This window comes from Luteimonas endophytica (genome assembly GCF_029887875.1).
Taxonomy (GTDB): Bacteria; Pseudomonadota; Gammaproteobacteria; order Xanthomonadales; family Xanthomonadaceae; genus Luteimonas; species Luteimonas endophytica.
The window spans coordinates 77,003-92,270 of sequence record NZ_JARXRM010000008.1 but is presented as its reverse complement, the minus strand read 5'-3'; the positions used below and the strand labels follow the sequence as shown (position 1 = coordinate 92,270).

The 15,268-nt window shown below is 72.3% G+C and carries 13 protein-coding genes, 1 tRNA gene and 2 pseudogenes; 10 read left to right on the top strand and 6 right to left on the bottom strand.

What is annotated here, in order from left to right; all coding sequences use genetic code 11:
- Positions 1–84 precede the first annotated feature (84 nt).
- On the bottom strand, positions 85–714 hold the full coding sequence (locus tag QFW77_RS00620) for an energy transducer TonB (protein WP_280572200.1): 630 nt from the start codon (positions 712–714) through the stop codon (positions 85–87).
- A gap of 112 nt (positions 715–826) precedes the next feature.
- Between QFW77_RS00620 and QFW77_RS19000 the strand changes: the two are divergent.
- Together QFW77_RS19000 and serS are read left to right on the top strand one after the other, a co-directional pair.
- Positions 827–1,489, top strand: a pseudogene (locus QFW77_RS19000) (serine--tRNA ligase); the annotation flags it as partial.
- Positions 1,490–1,651: 162 nt separating this feature from the next.
- Positions 1,652–2,254: pseudogene (gene serS, locus QFW77_RS18995) on the top strand (serine--tRNA ligase); the annotation flags it as partial.
- A gap of 9 nt (positions 2,255–2,263) precedes the next feature.
- Here serS and QFW77_RS00610 read toward each other — a convergent pair.
- Positions 2,264–2,836, bottom strand: a complete 573-nt coding sequence (locus QFW77_RS00610; protein ID WP_280572198.1) for an FMN-dependent NADH-azoreductase — start codon at positions 2,834–2,836, stop codon at positions 2,264–2,266.
- A gap of 118 nt (positions 2,837–2,954) precedes the next feature.
- Between QFW77_RS00610 and QFW77_RS00605 the strand changes: the two genes are divergently transcribed.
- The 5 genes from QFW77_RS00605 to QFW77_RS00585 all read left to right on the top strand — a co-directional run bounded on the left by QFW77_RS00605 (position 2,955) and on the right by QFW77_RS00585 (position 6,900).
- Positions 2,955–3,971 (top strand): LysR family transcriptional regulator, encoded by a 1,017-nt coding sequence (locus QFW77_RS00605; protein WP_280572390.1) that lies wholly within the window; start codon positions 2,955–2,957, stop codon positions 3,969–3,971.
- Between the two features lie 125 nt (positions 3,972–4,096).
- Positions 4,097–4,186: transfer RNA gene (locus tag QFW77_RS00600), tRNA-Ser, on the top strand.
- Between the two features lie 75 nt (positions 4,187–4,261).
- The gene (locus QFW77_RS00595; protein WP_280572196.1) at positions 4,262–5,203 is read left to right on the top strand and encodes a serine hydrolase domain-containing protein; all 942 of its coding nucleotides are present in this window, start codon (positions 4,262–4,264) and stop codon (positions 5,201–5,203) included.
- Positions 5,204–5,242: 39 nt separating this feature from the next.
- Positions 5,243–6,136: a ZIP family metal transporter gene (locus tag QFW77_RS00590; RefSeq protein WP_280572195.1), complete on the top strand. Its 894-nt coding sequence runs from the start codon at positions 5,243–5,245 to the stop codon at positions 6,134–6,136.
- A 116-nt stretch (positions 6,137–6,252) separates the two neighbouring features.
- Positions 6,253–6,900 carry a response regulator gene (locus QFW77_RS00585; RefSeq protein WP_280572194.1) on the top strand — a complete coding sequence of 216 codons (648 nt, stop codon included), beginning with the start codon at positions 6,253–6,255 and terminating at the stop codon, positions 6,898–6,900.
- A 22-nt stretch (positions 6,901–6,922) separates the two neighbouring features.
- Here QFW77_RS00585 and QFW77_RS00580 read toward each other — a convergent pair whose 3' ends face one another.
- Entirely contained in the window at positions 6,923–10,069 is a 3,147-nt protein-coding gene (locus QFW77_RS00580) for an Rne/Rng family ribonuclease (protein WP_280572193.1), read from the bottom strand.
- Between the two features lie 475 nt (positions 10,070–10,544).
- On the opposite strand from QFW77_RS00580, the gene QFW77_RS00575 reads away from it, so the two are divergent.
- On the top strand, positions 10,545–11,507 hold the full coding sequence (locus tag QFW77_RS00575) for an RluA family pseudouridine synthase (RefSeq protein WP_280572192.1): 963 nt from the start codon (positions 10,545–10,547) through the stop codon (positions 11,505–11,507).
- Between the two features lie 11 nt (positions 11,508–11,518).
- Here the strand turns inward: QFW77_RS00575 and QFW77_RS00570 are convergent, their stop codons facing one another.
- Positions 11,519–11,860, bottom strand: coding sequence for a 4a-hydroxytetrahydrobiopterin dehydratase (locus QFW77_RS00570; protein WP_280572191.1), 342 nt, complete (start codon positions 11,858–11,860; stop codon positions 11,519–11,521).
- A gap of 94 nt (positions 11,861–11,954) precedes the next feature.
- Here QFW77_RS00570 and QFW77_RS00565 point away from each other — a divergent pair, with 94 nt between their 5' ends.
- Together QFW77_RS00565 and QFW77_RS00560 are read left to right on the top strand one after the other, a co-directional pair.
- Positions 11,955–12,548 carry an NfuA family Fe-S biogenesis protein gene (locus QFW77_RS00565; RefSeq protein ID WP_280572190.1) on the top strand — a complete coding sequence of 198 codons (594 nt, stop codon included), beginning with the start codon at positions 11,955–11,957 and terminating at the stop codon, positions 12,546–12,548.
- Between the two features lie 16 nt (positions 12,549–12,564).
- Positions 12,565–14,184, top strand: coding sequence for a hypothetical protein (locus QFW77_RS00560; protein WP_280572189.1), 1,620 nt, complete (start codon positions 12,565–12,567; stop codon positions 14,182–14,184).
- A gap of 135 nt (positions 14,185–14,319) precedes the next feature.
- On the opposite strand, the gene QFW77_RS00555 is transcribed toward QFW77_RS00560, so the two are convergent.
- Positions 14,320–14,751: a c-type cytochrome gene (locus QFW77_RS00555; RefSeq protein WP_280572188.1), complete on the bottom strand. Its 432-nt coding sequence runs from the start codon at positions 14,749–14,751 to the stop codon at positions 14,320–14,322.
- A gap of 11 nt (positions 14,752–14,762) precedes the next feature.
- Complete coding sequence (locus QFW77_RS00550) at positions 14,763–15,152, bottom strand: c-type cytochrome (RefSeq protein ID WP_280572187.1); 390 nt, start codon at positions 15,150–15,152, stop codon at positions 14,763–14,765.
- Positions 15,153–15,268 lie beyond the last annotated feature (116 nt).

The following is a 15,268-nucleotide window of genomic DNA, read 5'->3' as shown; positions in this document are numbered from 1 at the left end:
TGACGGGGACGAGCGTTCCACAGCGTTCGTGGGTGCCGCGTCACGGCGGTGTCTAGACCGGTTTAACACGCCGGGCGGGCCGGCTCAGCCGCCGGGACTGAAATCGATCGGAACCTGCACGGTGCCCGGCACGGGCTGGCCGTCGCGTAGCGCCGGCTGGAACCGCCAGCGCCGCACTGCAGTGACCGCCGCGCGATCGAGCGACCGCGAGTTGCTGCTGCGCATGACCTCGACAGCCGCGGCGCGGCCGTTCTCGTCCACCTCGACCCGCAACAGCACTTCCCCGGATTCGCCCCGCCGCAGTGCCGCGGTGGGATAGCGCGGCGCCGGCGTGTCCACCGCCACCGGCGCGCGGGCGGCTGGATCCGGCAGCGGGGCCGGATCCGGTGTGGCACCGGGCGCGGGCCGCGGCGCCCGGGCCGGCGGCGCGACCGGCTGCCGGCGAGGTGCGCCCGGATCGGCCTCGGCCATGCCGCTGGCGCTCTCGACGTCTGCCGGCTGCGGAGCGGGCAGGGCGCGTGGCCGACCGGATCCTTCCTGCGTGGCCGGACCGACGAGCGGTGCCGCGGACCGGTCGTCGCCGCGGCCGAACCAAAGCAGTGCCGACACCAGCAGGCCCGCGGCGAAGGCCGCGGCGACGATCAACCACGCCCGTCCCGACAACAGGAAGCGCGGGGAACCGTGGCGGCGTCGGCTGGATTCCGGGGTCGGCATGCGCTGCTCCGATGGGGATCGCCGGCATTCTGGCATAGCGGTCGCGGTGCGGCCGGGCAGGGTGGGCGCTCCCGGGCGATAATCGACGGCCCTCCACACCGTGCGAATCCAGATGCTCGATTCCGCCCTGCTGCGCAACGATCCCGATGAACTCGCCCGGCGCCTGCGCCAGACGCGCGGCTTCGAACTCGATGTCGACGCGCTGAAGGCGCTCGAGGCCGAGCGCAAGCAGCTGCAGATACGCACCCAGGAACTGCAGAACCTGCGCAATACCCGCAGCAAGGCGATCGGCCAGGCCAAGGCGCGGGGCGAGGACATCGCGCCGCTGCTGGACGAGGTCGCCGGGTTCGGCGAGGAGCTGAAGGCCGGCGAAGCACGTCTGGATGCGCTGCAGATCGAACTCGAGGCGCTGGCGCTGGGAATCCCCAACCTGCCGGACGACGCGGTGCCCGCGGGCACCGATGAAACCCAGAACGTCGAGCAGGGGCGCTGGGGCGCGCCGCGCAGCTTCGCGTTCGAGGTGCGCGACCACGTCGAGCTCGGCGCCAGGCACGGCTGGCTCGACGGCGACGCCGGGGCGAAGCTGTCCGGCGCGCGCTTCACCGTGCTGCGCGGCCAGCTGGCGCGCCTGCACCGGGCGCTGGCGCAGTTCATGCTCGACCTGCACACCGGCGAGCATGGCTACGAGGAGACCAGCGTGCCGCTGCTGGTCAATCCGCCGCCGATGCTGGGCACCGGGCAGCTTCCGAAGTTCGAGGAGGACCTGTTCCGGACCTTCGGCGACACGTGCATCCTCGGCGACGAGGCGCGGCAGAGGCTGTGCGAAGCGGCGCGAGCGGTCGTCGAGGCATCGGGTCGGCCGGCTCCGGCCGAACTCGTCGAGGGCGATTTCCACGGCTATTCGGCCCTGGTCGACGCCGTGAAGGACGCCACGGGCGGCCGCTACCTGATTCCGACGGCAGAAGTTCCGCTGACCAACCTGGTGCGCGAGGAGATCGTCGAGGCCGCGCGGCTGCCGCTGCGGATGACAGCGCACTCGATGTGCTTTCGTGCCGAGGCCGGCAGCCACGGCCGCGACACCCGCGGGATGATCCGCCAGCACCAGTTCGAGAAGGTGGAACTGGTGGCGATCACCCGCCCCGGCGACAGCGATGCCGAGCATGAGCGCATGACGCGCTGCGCCGAGGTGGTGCTGGAGAAGCTTGGCCTGCCGTACCGCCGGATGCTGCTGTGCAGCGGGGACATGGGCTTCGCCGCGCGCAAGACCTGGGACCTGGAGGTCTGGCTGCCGTCGCAGCGGACCTACCGCGAGATCTCCTCGGTGTCCAACTGCGGCGATTTCCAGGCCCGGCGCATGCAGGCGCGCTGGCGCAATCCCGACACCGGCAGGCCCGAGCTGGTGCATACCCTCAACGGCTCGGGCGTCGCGGTGGGCCGTGCGTTGATCGCGGTGATGGAGAACTACCAGCAGGCCGACGGCGGCATCGAGGTGCCCGCGGCGCTGCGCCCCTATATGGGCGGCGCCGAGCGGATCGCCTGAGCGCCGCGCTCAGGCGGCCGCACGCAGCGCCCGCGGCGGCGGCACCCGGCGCAGCGCTTCGGCGAGCGCCGTTTCGCGGTGCCGCTCGGATAGGGCGACCCCTTCGGCCCGCACGACTTCCAGGTCGGAGACGCCCAGGAAGCCGAAGACCTGGCGCAGGTACGGCTCGACGAAATCCTCCGGCCGGCCGGCATGCAGCCCGCCGCTGCCGATGGCGACGATCACGCGCTTGTCGCCGGCCAGGCCCTCGGGCCCGTGCGCGGTGTAGCGGAAGGTGCGCCCGGCCACCGCGACCCGGTCGATCCAGGCCTTGAGGGTGGAGGGAATCGCGAAGTTGTACATCGGCGCGCCGATCACCACCACGTCGGCGTCGAGGAACTCCTGCAGCAGCCGCGCCCCTTCCGCATCGCGCTCGGGGTCGGGGCGCCCTCCCAGATGGGCGACCGGCGTCGCATTCAGGTCCCGGTAGACGACCTGGGTGGCCTCGGGGCACTGGTGCCAGGGCGCGACGATGGCGGCCGTGAGGGCGCGGGTGACCGAGCCCGGCCCGGTCACGCTCGAGTCGATGTGCAGCAGCTTCATGGGAATCCTCCTGCGGGGGGCGGCGCGGATCGGCCGCCGATGGACAGACGATAGGTCGTTGCCCGAGTGGGATAAAGGTGATCTAATGCCACGCATCGTTCCAAACGTGAGCAACGCGATGCAGGACCTGAACGACCTCTATTACTTCGCCGTGGTGGTCGAGCACGGCGGTTTCGCCGCCGCCGAGCGTGCCCTGGGCATTCCGAAGTCGCGGCTCAGCCGGCGCATCAGCCAGCTCGAAACCGAGCTCGGCGTGCGCCTGCTGCAGCGCTCCACCCGCCGCTTCGCGGTCACCGACGTCGGCCAGAGCGTCTATCGCCATGCGCAGTCGATGCTCGCCGAGGCGTCGGCGGCACGCGAGGTCGTCGACCGCTTGAGCGCCGAGCCGCGGGGGACGGTGCGCGTCAGCGTGCCGGTCGGGATCGCGCAGCAGTCGATGCCGAAGCTGCTGCCGGATTTCCTTGCCAGGTACCCGCAGGTGCGGGTGCAGCTGCACGTGAGCAACCGCCGCGTCGACGTCATCAACGAGGGTTTCGACGTCGCGATCCGGGTGCGCGCCAAGCTCGACGACGACGGCAGCCTGATCATGCGCAGCTTCGGCCAGATCCAGGAACTGCTGGTGGCCAGCCCCAAGTATCTCGACCGCGCCGGGCGCCCCGGCGACCCGGAGGAGCTCAAGCACCACACCACCATGACCATGGGCGAGGACGAGGTCAGCCAGCGCTGGGACCTGCAGGGCACCGACGGCAACACCCGCCGCGTCGAGCTCAAGCCGCGGGTCGCCGGATTCGACTTCCCGATGCTGATGGCGCTGGCCCGCCAGGGCCTGGGCATCACGATGCTTCCCGAAACCCTGTGCGCCGACGCGGTGCGCAGCGGCGAACTGGAGGTGGTGCTGCCCGACTGGCGCCTGCCGCAGGGCATCGCCCACGCCGTGTTCGCCTCGCGCCGCGGTCTGCTGCCGGCGGTGCGGGTCTTCATCGACCATCTGGCCGAGACCCTGCCGCCGCTGATCGAGGAGTCCAGCCTGAACTGCAAGCACTGCGGCAAGACCCCCGAGGTCGAGCAGAGCAGGCTGGCCGCGATGCAGCGCGCAACGGCGCCCGCCGCCGCCACGCATGCGACAATCCGCTGAGCGAGCGATCCGGAGCGATGGCCGGGTGGTTCAAGGCAGCGGTCTTGACGCGAAGCCCGCAGGCCGCAGCGAACATCGGCCAAGCCGATGCTCGGACCGGCGCCGCGACGATGGGCAAGTACTACGGAGAGATGGCCGAGCGGTTTAAGGCAGCGGTCTTGAAAACCGCCGTGGCAGCGATGCCACCGTGGGTTCGAATCCCACTCTCTCCGCCACCCCCGCTCCTTGTCCTGGGGCTGCTCCTGCTGCTGGCATCGCCCCCCGCATCGGCCACGCCGTCCCTGGACGAGGTGCTGGACGACGCGGCGGCCCTCGCCCCGCTGCGCACTGTGATCGTCGCCCGCAACGGCGAGGTCCTGGCCGAACGCGGCTACCGCGGCCACTCCCCGGCGCGCCCGGCCAATATCAAGTCGGCGTCGAAGCCGGTCGTGACCGCGCTGGTCGGCATCGCCATCGAACGCGGGCTGCTCGCCGGCGAGGCTCAGAAGATCGCGCCGCTGCTCGAGGACGCGCTGCCCGAGGACCCGGACCCGCGCCTGCACGAGATCACGCTCGCGCACCTGCTGAGCATGCAGGCCGGCCTAGGGCGAACTTCAGGCCCGCACTATGGCCGCTGGGTGGCCAGCGACGACTGGGTGCGCGCGGCGCTGGCGCGGCCGTTCGAGGACGACCCGGGCGGGGAGATGCTGTATTCGACCGGCTCCACCCATCTGCTGTCCGCGATCCTGACCCGGGTGAGCGGCCGCGATGCGCTCGATCTGGCGCGCGAGTGGCTCGGCGCGCAGCCCGGCTTCGCGATCAGCGCCTGGGACCGCGACCCGCGGGGCATCCGCTTCGGCGGCAACCAGATGGCGATGACGCCGCGCTCGCTGCTGGCGTTCGGCGAGCTGTACCGCAACGGCGGCCGCAGCAGCGACGGGCGTCGGGTCGTCCCGCGCCGCTGGGTCGAGGCCTCCTGGCGGCCGCGCACCCGTTCGCGCTACAGCGGCGACGGCTACGGCTACGGCTACGGCTGGTTCATTCGTCGCATCGGCGGTGAGGACGTGCGCTACGCCTGGGGCTATGGCGGCCAGATGCTGTACGTGGTGCCCTCGCTGGGGCTGACCGTGGCGATGACTTCCGACGAACGCCAGCCTTCGGGCAGCGGCGGCCATCGCGACCGCCTGCATGGGCTGCTGGCGGAGATCATCGCCTCGCAGCGCGGGCCGGCCGGAACGACCGCCGCCCCCTGAGCCTGCGCCGCGGCAGCGGATCGGTGCGATCATCCGCGCATGCACGCCCCGCACTTGCCGCCGCCGGCCACACTGCGACGCCTGCTCGGCTACGCGATCGTGGTGCTCGGCCTGTTCGCGATGCTGCAGTCGCTGTGGCGGATGCTGCAGGCCGACTCTCCTCAACCGGTCTTCGATGCTTTCCTCGCCGGTGCGATGGCGGCGGCGGCGACCGCGCTCGGCACCCTGCCGGTCTGGCTCTCGCCGCGGCTGACCGATCGGGTGCTCGATGGCCTGTTCGGCTTCGGCGCCGGGGTGATGCTGGCCGCGGTGTCGTTCTCGCTGATCGGCCCGGGGCTCGCCGCGGCGGCCGCCGACGGCGCCGGGCGCTGGGAGGCGGGCACCATCGTCGGCGTCGGAGTGCTGCTCGGGGCGGCGGTGCTGCTGCTGGCCGAGCGTCTGGTGCCGCACGAGCACTTCATCAAGGGCGTCGAAAGGGAGCGCGCGCAGACCCTGCGCCGAAGCTGGCTGTTCGTGTTCGCGATCGTCCTGCACAACGTTCCCGAGGGTCTGGCGATCGGCGTGGCCTACGCGGGGGACGGCGCCGCGAACGCCGAGGCGCTCGCCACCGGGATCGCGATCCAGGACATTCCCGAAGGCATGGTGGTGGCGGTGGCGCTGATCGCCGCGGGCTATCGTCGCGGCTTCGCGATCGTCGTGGGGATGCTGTCCGGCCTGGTCGAGCCCGCCGCCGCGGCGCTGGCGGCGGCGGTGGTGGGGGTCTCGCAGGCGCTGCTGCCCTGGGGCCTGGCCTTCGCCGCCGGCGCGATGCTGTTCGTGGTCAGCCACGAGATCATTCCCGAGTCGCACCGCAAGGGCCACGAAGCCGCCGCCACCGGCGGGCTGATGCTGGGCTTCGTATTGATGCTGCTGCTCGACACCGCGCTCGCCTGAACGCGCGAAACGCCGATCCGCGCGGGCTGCGGGATTCGTGCGGCATTCCGCTTGCCCGCGGGTGCCGCCGGCGCTAGCCTCACTCCAGGGGAATTCGCGATCTGGAGGGGGCAGGGATGACCATCCGTGTTTACATGGTCGACGACCATGCATTGGTGCGCACTGGAATGCGCATGATCCTGGCCGGCGAGGCCGATATCGAGGTCGTCGGCGAGGCCGAGAGCGGCGAACGGGCGCTGCCCGAGATCCGCAATCTCAAGCCCGACGTGGTGCTGTGCGACCTGCATCTGCCTGGGGTCAGCGGGCTAGAGGTGACCGAGCGCATCGTCAAGGGCGACTACGGCCCGCGCGTGGTCGTGGTGTCGGTGCTGGAAGACGGGCCGATGCCCAAGCGCCTGATCGAGGCCGGTGCTTCGGGCTACGTCGGCAAGGGCGGCGACGCCGGCGAGCTGCTGCGCGCGGTGCGCGCGGTCTCCGCCGGCAAGCGCTACCTGTCAAGCAGCATCGCGCAGAACCTGGCGCTGTCCGGGCTCGACGGTCACGACAGCCCGTTCGACGCGCTGTCGATGCGCGAGCTGGAGATCGCCATGCTGCTGATCCAGGGGCTGCGCCAGGAACAGATCGCCAAGCGGCTGAGCGTGAGCGCCAAGACCGTCAATACCCACAAGACCCGCATGTTCGACAAGCTGCAGATCCAGGACACCATCGCGCTGGCCCGCCTGGCGAGCCAGTACGGGCTCAGCGATCCCGCGCAGACGCTGTAGCGCCTGCGCGGGTTGCCGCCGGTCAGGCGCCGGCGGGGCGCTGGTCGCGCTCGTCGTCGGCCTGCCGGTCGGGGCGGTCTGCCTCTTCCTCCTCGCCCTCGCCGCTTTGCTCGTCGCCCGGCAGCGCCGCGGCCGCGGCCTCCGCGGGCGAGTGGGGCGCAGGCATGGTGTCGAACAGGCCCGGGGCGCGGGGCACCGGCGTGGAGACCGGCGGATCGGCCGCATCCCCCGCGGACGGAGCAGCGGCAGGCGCATTGCCCGGTGCGGCCGATGCCGTCGCCATGGGCGCGGCTGGAGCGGCGGAGGCAACAGCCGTGGGCGCCGGGCCGTGCGCCGGCGCGGCGCTGGGGTCGGCTTCCGCCGTGGGCACCGGCGCGTTCTCGGTGGAGGGCTCGGGCCGTCGCTCGCGCGGTTGCGGCGCGGGGGGCGCGGGGGGCGCTGCGTCGGCAATCGCGGCCGGGGCGGGCGCCGCAAGCTCGTCCGGCGCGCTTACCGTTGCCGGCTCGGGCTCCGGTTCGGCAGCGTTGCCGGCACCACCCGCTCCCGCGGTGGGCGCGGCCACCACCGGGGTCGCGATGGCGCGTTCCGGCTCGACCTTGGGCGCCACGGGGGCAGGTGCAGCTCCGCCGCCTGCGCGCGGGCCGGGCTGCGCGGCTTCGCCGGTGGAGGAAGGCGCCGAGCCTCCGGATTCCGCGGCGGCGGGACGTTTCGCCGGTGTGCTCTTCGGCACGTCGTCGAAATCGAACTCGGGCTGACTGTCGTCGGCCGCCGCCACGGTTTCGCCGCCGGCGCCGGCGTCGTCGATCGACTCGGCGCTGCCGGTTTCGCCGGTGCCGCGCCGGCGCCGGCGGCCGCCGCGACGGCCGCGCCGGCGCCGGCCGGTGTCCCCGCTGGCCTGGTTGCCGTCGTCGCCGGCGCCCTGGGCACCGGGGTCCTGCTCGGGCTGCGCGGTCGGGGCGGTGGCGGCGGTACCGGCCTCCGGTGCCGCAGCGCCGGCGGATGCCGGCACCGCAGCAGCCGCTTCGGCGTTCACCGGTGCCGCCACCGCGGAGGCGACCGGCGGGGTCGTGCGGCGTTCGTTCGTCGCCTCGGCAGCGGCGTCGGCGCCCGATGCCGGGTCGCGACGCGCGCCTTCCCCGCGCGAGCGGCCCTTGCGCGGCTGGCGCGGCGGCCGCGGCGCAGCGTCTTCCTGCGCAGCATCCTGCTTCGGCCTGGGGGCTTGCGGCTGCTGTTGGGCCGCCGTGGCCTGCTGCGGCCGCTCTTCGCGCGGCGGCCGCGCGGGGCCCTTCTGGGCGCGGCGCGGCTCGTCGCGGCGCTTGCCGTCGCGGCCCTGGCGGCCGCCTCCGCGGCGCTGGCCGCGATCGCCCCGATCGCCGTCGGCGCGTTCGCCCGTTGCGGTTGCGCTGGGCGCGCGGCTGCCCGCGGCGACCTGGCGTTCGCCGCCGGGTTCGCCCGCGAACAGCGTCTTCAGCCACGACATGAAACCGCCGCCGGCCGGCGCCGCCACCGGTGCCGGCGGTGGCGCCTGCTCGGCGGCCGGTTCCTCGCGCGGCTCGCGCAGCGGCGCCGGCTGCGCCGGCCGCACCGCGGTGACCGCGGGCGGCGGCGGCACGTTGAGGTTCGACTTGCTCAGCGCGATGGTGGCCAGCCGGCGCGGGGTCCCGCGCTGGTAGCTGGGCTTGCTGGTTTCCTCGCCGAGTTCGTTCTCGCGGATGCGGGTGACCTCGTAGTGCGGGGTCTGCAGCTGGTCGTCGGCGACGATCACGATCGGCGCGTCGTGGCGGCCCTCGATCTCGGCCAGCGCCCGGCGCTTCTCGTTGAGCAGGTAGTTGGCGATCTCGGTCGGCGCCTGCACCAGCACCTGGCCGGTGTTGTCCTTCATCGCGTGCTCCTCGGCGACCCGCAGGATCGACAGCGACAGCGATTCGACGCTGCGCATGCGGCCATGGCCCTCGCAGCGCGGGCAGACGATCTGGCTGGATTCGCCGAGGCTGGCGCGCAGCCGCTGGCGCGACATCTCCAGCAGCCCGAACTTGGAAATCCGGCCCAGCTGCACCCGCGCGCGGTCGTGCTTGAGCGCACCCTGCAGCCGGTTCTCCACCTCGCGCTGGTGCTTGCTCGAGGACATGTCGATGAAATCGATCACCACCAGGCCGCCGAGGTCGCGCAGCCGCAACTGGCGGGCCACCTCGTCGGCGGCCTCGAGGTTGGTGTGGAACGCGGTTTCCTCGATGTCGCCGCCCTTGGTGGCGCGCGCCGAGTTGACGTCGACCGCGGTCAGCGCTTCGGTCTGGTCGATCACCAGCGCGCCGCCGGATGGCAGGCGGATGGTGCGCTCATAGGCGTTCTCGATCTGGGACTCGATCTGGAAGCGGTTGAACAGCGGTACGTCGTCGGTGTAGTGCTTCAGCTTGCGCAGGTTGTGCGGCATCACCTGTTCGACGAATTCGCGGGCCTCGGCGTACATCTCGTCGGCATCGACCAGGATCTCGCCGATGTCGGCGCGCATGTAATCGCGCAGGGCGCGGGTGATCAGGCGAGATTCCTGGTAGATCAGGAACGGCGCCGGCTTGCTCAGCGCGGCATCGCAGATCGCCCGCCAGATGCTGAGCAGGTAGTCCAGGTCCCACTGCAGTTCCTCGGCGTCGCGGCCGACGCCGGCGGTGCGGATGATCACCCCCATTTCCTCGGGGATCTCCAGCTTGTCCATCGCCTCCTTGAGCGCGGCGCGGTCGTCGCCCTCGATCCGGCGCGAGACGCCGCCGGCGGTGGGCGAGTTCGGCATCAGCACCATGTACCGGCCGGCCAGCGAGATGAAGGTGGTCAGGGCGGCGCCCTTGTTGCCGCGCTCCTCCTTCTCGACCTGGACCACCACCTCCTGGCCCTCGCGCAGCAGTTCCTTGAGGTTGGCGTTGCGGTGATCGACCCCGGACTGGTAGTAGTCGCGGGAGATCTCCTTCAGCGGCAGGAAGCCGTGCCGGTCGGCGCCGTATTCGACGAAGGCCGCTTCCAGCGAAGGCTCGAGGCGGGTGATGCGGCCCTTGTAGATGTTGGATTTCTTCTGTTCCTGCGACGGTTGTTCGATGTCGATGTCGTAGAGCGTCTGGCCGTCGACGATGGCGACGCGCAGTTCTTCTGCCTGCGTCGCGTTGATCAGCATGCGTTTCATGGTTGCGTTCCTCGCGCGCTGCTACCGCGCGGAACGCCGTGGGCGTTTCGCCTCTGGAGACTGCGAGCTGCGCCGGCGGCCCTTTCGGGGCCTGGCAGGGCGTTGCACTGCCCAGTGCCGCGGCGCGGCTTCGGGTTTTCCAGCGCTACGACACCACGGCAGGCCGCGGGAGCGCTTGTCGTTTCTCATTTTCGATCTGTTGCAGGGCCGGCGGCGGCTTTCGGCATCGGGCCTCGGCGCCGCACGGGACATGTTCAGCTCCAGTCCCCGTGGGGACCGGGCGATGGCCGGGCCTGCCGTCGAGCCGCTAACATGTCCGCCCCGGGGGCGGTGGCCGCGCACTGCATCGGGATCGCGGGAGATGGGCTTTCGGCCCGGTTTGTCCGGTTGCGCGCCGCCAGGCGGCACGCGGGGCAACTCCCTGCGAAATCAGACCCTTATCTCGCGCGGCGAGTGTAGCAGATCAGAACCGCCCATGACCCATTCAGTTCCGCCGCCGCAGCGCCAGGGGGGCGCCCGCACCGTGCGGGTGCCGGAGGACCGCGCCGGCCAGCGGCTGGACAACTTCCTGCTGGGGCAGCTCAAGGGGGTGCCGCGCAGCCTGGTCTACAAGCTGGTGCGCTCGGGCCAGGTGCGGGTCAACGGCGGCCGCGCCAAGGCCGAGCGCAAGCTCGAGGACGGCGACGAGGTGAGGATCCCGCCGGTGCGTCTGGACCCGCCGGGCGAGCGCGCCGCGCCGGCCAAGGGCCTGCTGGCGGCGGTGGAGGGCGCGATCGCGTTCGAGGACGAGCGCCTGCTGGCGCTGAACAAGCCTGCCGGACTGGCCAGCCACGGCGGCAGCGGGATCGGCTTCGGCGCGATCGAGACCCTGCGTGCGCTGCGTCCCGGCGCCACCCTGGAACTGGTGCATCGCCTCGACCGCGACACCTCCGGGCTGCTGGTGGTGGCGAAGAAGCGCTCCGCGCTGGCCCAGCTGCAGGCGCTGATGCGCACCGACGGCGGCATCGCCAAGCGCTACCTGGCGCTGCTGGTCGGGCGCATGCCGGACGGGGTGATGAGCGTGGACGCTCCACTGCACGTGGGCCTGCGCCAGGGCGGCGAGCGCCATGTCCAGGTCCGCGACGAGGGCAAGCCGTCGCTCAGTCATTTCCGGGTGCTGGAGCGCCGCGGCGGGCACTCCTGGTGCGAGGTGCGCATCGCCACCGGCCGCACCCACCAGATCCGCGTGCATGCCCGGCACATCGGCCATCCGGTCGCCGGCGACGACAAGTACGGAGATCCCGAGGCCAATCGGCGGCTGCGCGAGCGCACCGGGCTGAGGCGCATGTGCCTGCATGCTGCCTCGCTGGAGTTCGCGCTCGATGACGGTGCCGCGCCCTACGTGCTGCACGCGCCGCTGCCCGCCGAATTGAAGGACGCGCTGGGCCGCCTCGACTGAGCGCGGCGCGGCTACTCGATCAGGGCATCGGCCTTGGCGGCGCAGATGAAGTCGTTCTCGGACAGGCCGCCGACGTCGTGGGTCGAATAGCGCACCACGCAGCGATCGTAGTGCACCGACAGGTCGGGGTGATGGTCCTCGCGGTGCGCGATCCACGCCAGCGCGTTCACGAACGCCATGGTGCGGTGGTAGTCCTCGAAGCCGAAGCTGCGGGTCAGGGCGTGGCCGTCCTCGGCCAGGTCCCAGCCCGGAACCTCCGGCAGCAGCTCGCGGATACGCGCCTCGGTGAGCCTGTGTTCGCGGCCCTTGCGCGGGACGCAACGGGCCTGGACGAGCGGGATCAGGTCGGACATCGCTTGCACTCCTGGCGGAACCACGGTGAAACGCCGGGATTCTCGGTCTACCGGCGTTCGAAAAACGTGAGGCGGGACGGATAGAATAGGCGACATGATCGAGATTTCCGACACCGCGCAGACGCACTTCCGCAAGCTGATCGAGCGCGAGGGCTCGCCGGGCCTGGGCGTGCGCCTGGCGGCCGTGGACCCGGGCACGGTCCGCGCCGACGTGCGGCTGGAGTTCGCCGGGCCGGCGGAGCTGCAGGGCGACGAGTGGGCGATCGACTGCGAGGGCTTCACCCTGTGGCTCGATGCCGACAGCGTGCGCTACCTCGACGGCGCCAGCATCGACTATGCGACCCAGGCCACCGGCGGTCAGCTGCAGATCCGCGCCCCGAAGATCAAGGGCGAGACGCCCGACGAGTCGGCGTCGCTGGTCGAGCGGGTGCGCTGGCTGGTCGAGTTCGAGATCAACCCGCAGCTGGCCCAGCACCGCGGCCACGTCGCGGTGGTCGAGGTCACCGGCGAGGGCGTGGTGGTGCTGCGCTTCGGCGGCGGCTGCCATGGCTGCGGCATGGCCGACATCACCCTCAAGCAGGGCATCGAGAAGACCCTCAAGGAGAAGGTGCCGGGGGTGACCGCGGTGCGCGACGCCACCGACCACGAGACCGGCACCGCGCCGTACGTGCCCCGCGGCGCGGCCTGAGCGGAACCCGGCGCGAGTGTTCACCTCCGCCGAGCTGATCGAGGCCCTGCGCCGGCGCCTGCGGCGCTCGATCCGGCCGCCGCAGCCGGGGCAGTTCCCGCCGGGCTGGCAGGCCTGGTTCGACGGCATGCGGGGCAGGGCGGGTGCGGTCACCGGTGCCAGCGCCGCGGCGATCGTGGCGGTGATGCTGGGGCGGGCGCCACCGGTGCCGGTTGCGTGGGTGCAGCTCAACCGCTGGCAGGCGTTCGGCGCGTTGTGGCGTCAGCAGTGGCATCCGGCCAGCGAGGACGAACGCTGGATGCGGGTCTCCGCGACCACCCTGAGCCTAGTGCTGCATCTGCTGTTCTCGGCGCTGCTGCTGTGGCTGATGTATGCGCGCTTCCTGCAGGTCGCGGCGCCCAGCCAGCGCGGCGAGGACACGGTGATCGAGGTGGAGTACATCGGCGACGGCACGCCGGAGGCGGCAGGCGCTGGGGCGCCGCAACGCACCGCGCAGGATGCGGCGCAGGCCGCGCCGGCCGCCGCTGCGCCGGAACTGCCACAAGCCGCGCGCCAGGCGGTGCCGCCGCCGTCGGCGCCGCGCGAAGCGCAACCCGAACCGGAGCCGGCGCCGCAGCCGCGGGAACAGCCGCTGCAGGTCACCGAGACCCCCCGGCCCGACACCCGCTTCGTGGTGCCGCCGCCGCGGCCAGTGGAGCTGGCGCAACCGCGCGTGGAGATGCCCGAGGTGCCGGTGCGCAGCCGCGATATCGAGGTGGTGGAGATCCGCGAGCCGCCGCTGCCGCAGGTCCGGCCGTTGCCCGAAGCGGTGGTGGAAGTGCCGGAACTGCAGCAGCCCGAGGTGGCGTTGGTGGAGCGCGAGATTGCGGCTCCCCTGCCGCAGCCGCGGACCGCACCGGTGCAGGTACCGGCGATCGCCGCCCCGGAACTCCAGGCGACCGCGCCGGCGGTGCGTACCCGGGAGATCCCGCTGCGGCTGCCGGCGTCGGCCCGGGCCGGCGAACGGACCGAGCGCACCGCCGACTCCGGTGCCGCGATCGTGCCGGGCGAAGCCGCGGCGCCCGCCGCCGCGCCCGAGGCCGCCGCGGCCGGCGGTGCCCGGCCCGATGCGCTGGCCACCGGCAGCGGCGAGCCGGAGACCCCGGATCCCGGCGCCTGGGAAACACCGCGCCGCGGCGACGACTGGGGCGATTCCGCCCGCCAACGCGTCGGCGGCCAGCAGGGCAGCTCCAGCCTGTTCAATGCGGACGGCAGCCCGCGCCTGGCCGAGGGCACGGCACCGGTCGGCGGAGGGCTGCCGCCCGGCACCATCACCGAGGACTACGAGAAGATCGACCGCATGGGCACCTGGCTGAAGCGTCCGCCGGGCGACTACGAACCGACCAGCTTCGATCGCTTCTGGGTGCCGCACGAGACCCTGTTGGAGGAGTGGGTGCGTCGCAGCGTCCGCACCGTGCTGATCCCCATCCCGGGCACCGGCAAGACCATCCGCTGCGACGTCGTCACCCTGGCGCTGGCCGGTGGCTGCAGCATCAGCGATCCGAACATGCAGGATGTCGAGGCCGAGGCGCGGCCGCCGCCGGACGTCCCGTTCAAGCGCGAACTGTTCGAGGACCAGGACAGTCTCGGCGATTGACCGCGCCGCGATCCTCGGGAGGCGTCGCGCGGGCGGCCGGGCCGGTGCAGCCGCGGTGATCCGCGGCCGGCCCCGGAAAACGGCGAAGGGGCGCCTGGGCGCCCCTTCCGAACGACCAGGCCGGTCTGCCGGCGGTCAGTGCGCGCCCTGCAGGTCGACGATCTGGGCCGGCCGCGAACCGAAGTAGGCGGCCAGATCGGCGATCTGCTGGTCGGTGAGTCCCTGCGCCTGATTCGACATCAGCGCGTGTTCGCGGTTGCCGTTGCGATACTGCTGCAGGGCATGGCCGAGATAGTCGGCGTACTGCCCGCCGAGCTTGGGATAGGTCGGGTCCAGCGGCGCGTTGCCGTCGGCACCGTGGCAGTCGATGCACGACTGGCCGGTGGCCTCGCCCTTGGCGTTGGCCTGCCGCTCGCCGGCCTCGATCCGGCCCTCGGGCAGGCCGGCCGAAGAGGAGCGCTGCTCGGCGCCCTCGTCGTGGCCGCCGCCGCCGCAGGCGGACAGGGCCGCACACGCGGCGAGCAGGGAAAGCAGCAGGAGGTGCTTGCGGGTATCGCGGTTGGTCATGGCGGCGCGGCTCACTGGTTCAGGCTGGACAGAAACGCCGCGATGTCGGCGATGTCCTGGTCGGAGAAGCTCTGGGCCTGGGCCTCCATGGTCGGATGCAGGCGGGTGCCCCGCTTGTATTCGTTCAGCGCGTTGACCAGGTACTCCTGGGACTGGCCGCCGATCTTGGGCACGCGGTAGTTCGGATACGCGTTCTTGTAGTTGGGGATGCCGTGGCAGCCCTGGCAGGTGTAGGTGAGCATCCGGCCGTTGTCGACCGACCCGGCACCCGCCGGCTCGACCGTCGCGGGCGCCGGTTCCGGCTCCTGGGCGGGGGGCTGCTGGGCCGGGGCCTGCTGGGCGGCGGCCGCGAAACCGAACGCGGCAAGAAGGCAGGCAGCGAGTTGCAGCGGTCGCGTCATGTGGGTTTCCGCAATCCTGTTGGCTGAATGGTGCTTGGCTGTGGCGCAGGGCCGCGCGCGGATCGTCCCCTGCACGCGATCCCGACAGTATAGCCTGCCGCCCATTCGCAACCCAG

Bases quoted from the DNA above. Each gene is read 5' to 3' on its own strand.
- QFW77_RS00585 (WP_280572194.1), top strand. From the start codon at position 6,253: ATGACCATCCGTGTTTACATGGTCGACGACCATGCATTGGTGCGCACT.
- QFW77_RS00620 (WP_280572200.1), bottom strand. From the start codon at position 714: ATGCCGACCCCGGAATCCAGCCGACGCCGCCACGGTTCCCCGCGCTTC.
- QFW77_RS00555 (WP_280572188.1), bottom strand. From the start codon at position 14,751: ATGACCAACCGCGATACCCGCAAGCACCTCCTGCTGCTTTCCCTGCTC.
- QFW77_RS00550 (WP_280572187.1), bottom strand. From the start codon at position 15,152: ATGACGCGACCGCTGCAACTCGCTGCCTGCCTTCTTGCCGCGTTCGGT.
- QFW77_RS00565 (WP_280572190.1), top strand. From the start codon at position 11,955: ATGATCGAGATTTCCGACACCGCGCAGACGCACTTCCGCAAGCTGATC.
- QFW77_RS00570 (WP_280572191.1), bottom strand. From the start codon at position 11,860: ATGTCCGACCTGATCCCGCTCGTCCAGGCCCGTTGCGTCCCGCGCAAG.
- QFW77_RS00610 (WP_280572198.1), bottom strand. From the start codon at position 2,836: ATGAAGCTGCTGCACATCGACTCGAGCGTGACCGGGCCGGGCTCGGTC.
- QFW77_RS00580 (WP_280572193.1), bottom strand. From the start codon at position 10,069: ATGAAACGCATGCTGATCAACGCGACGCAGGCAGAAGAACTGCGCGTC.
- QFW77_RS00590 (WP_280572195.1), top strand. From the start codon at position 5,243: ATGCACGCCCCGCACTTGCCGCCGCCGGCCACACTGCGACGCCTGCTC.
- QFW77_RS00575 (WP_280572192.1), top strand. From the start codon at position 10,545: ATGACCCATTCAGTTCCGCCGCCGCAGCGCCAGGGGGGCGCCCGCACC.
- QFW77_RS00605 (WP_280572390.1), top strand. From the start codon at position 2,955: ATGCAGGACCTGAACGACCTCTATTACTTCGCCGTGGTGGTCGAGCAC.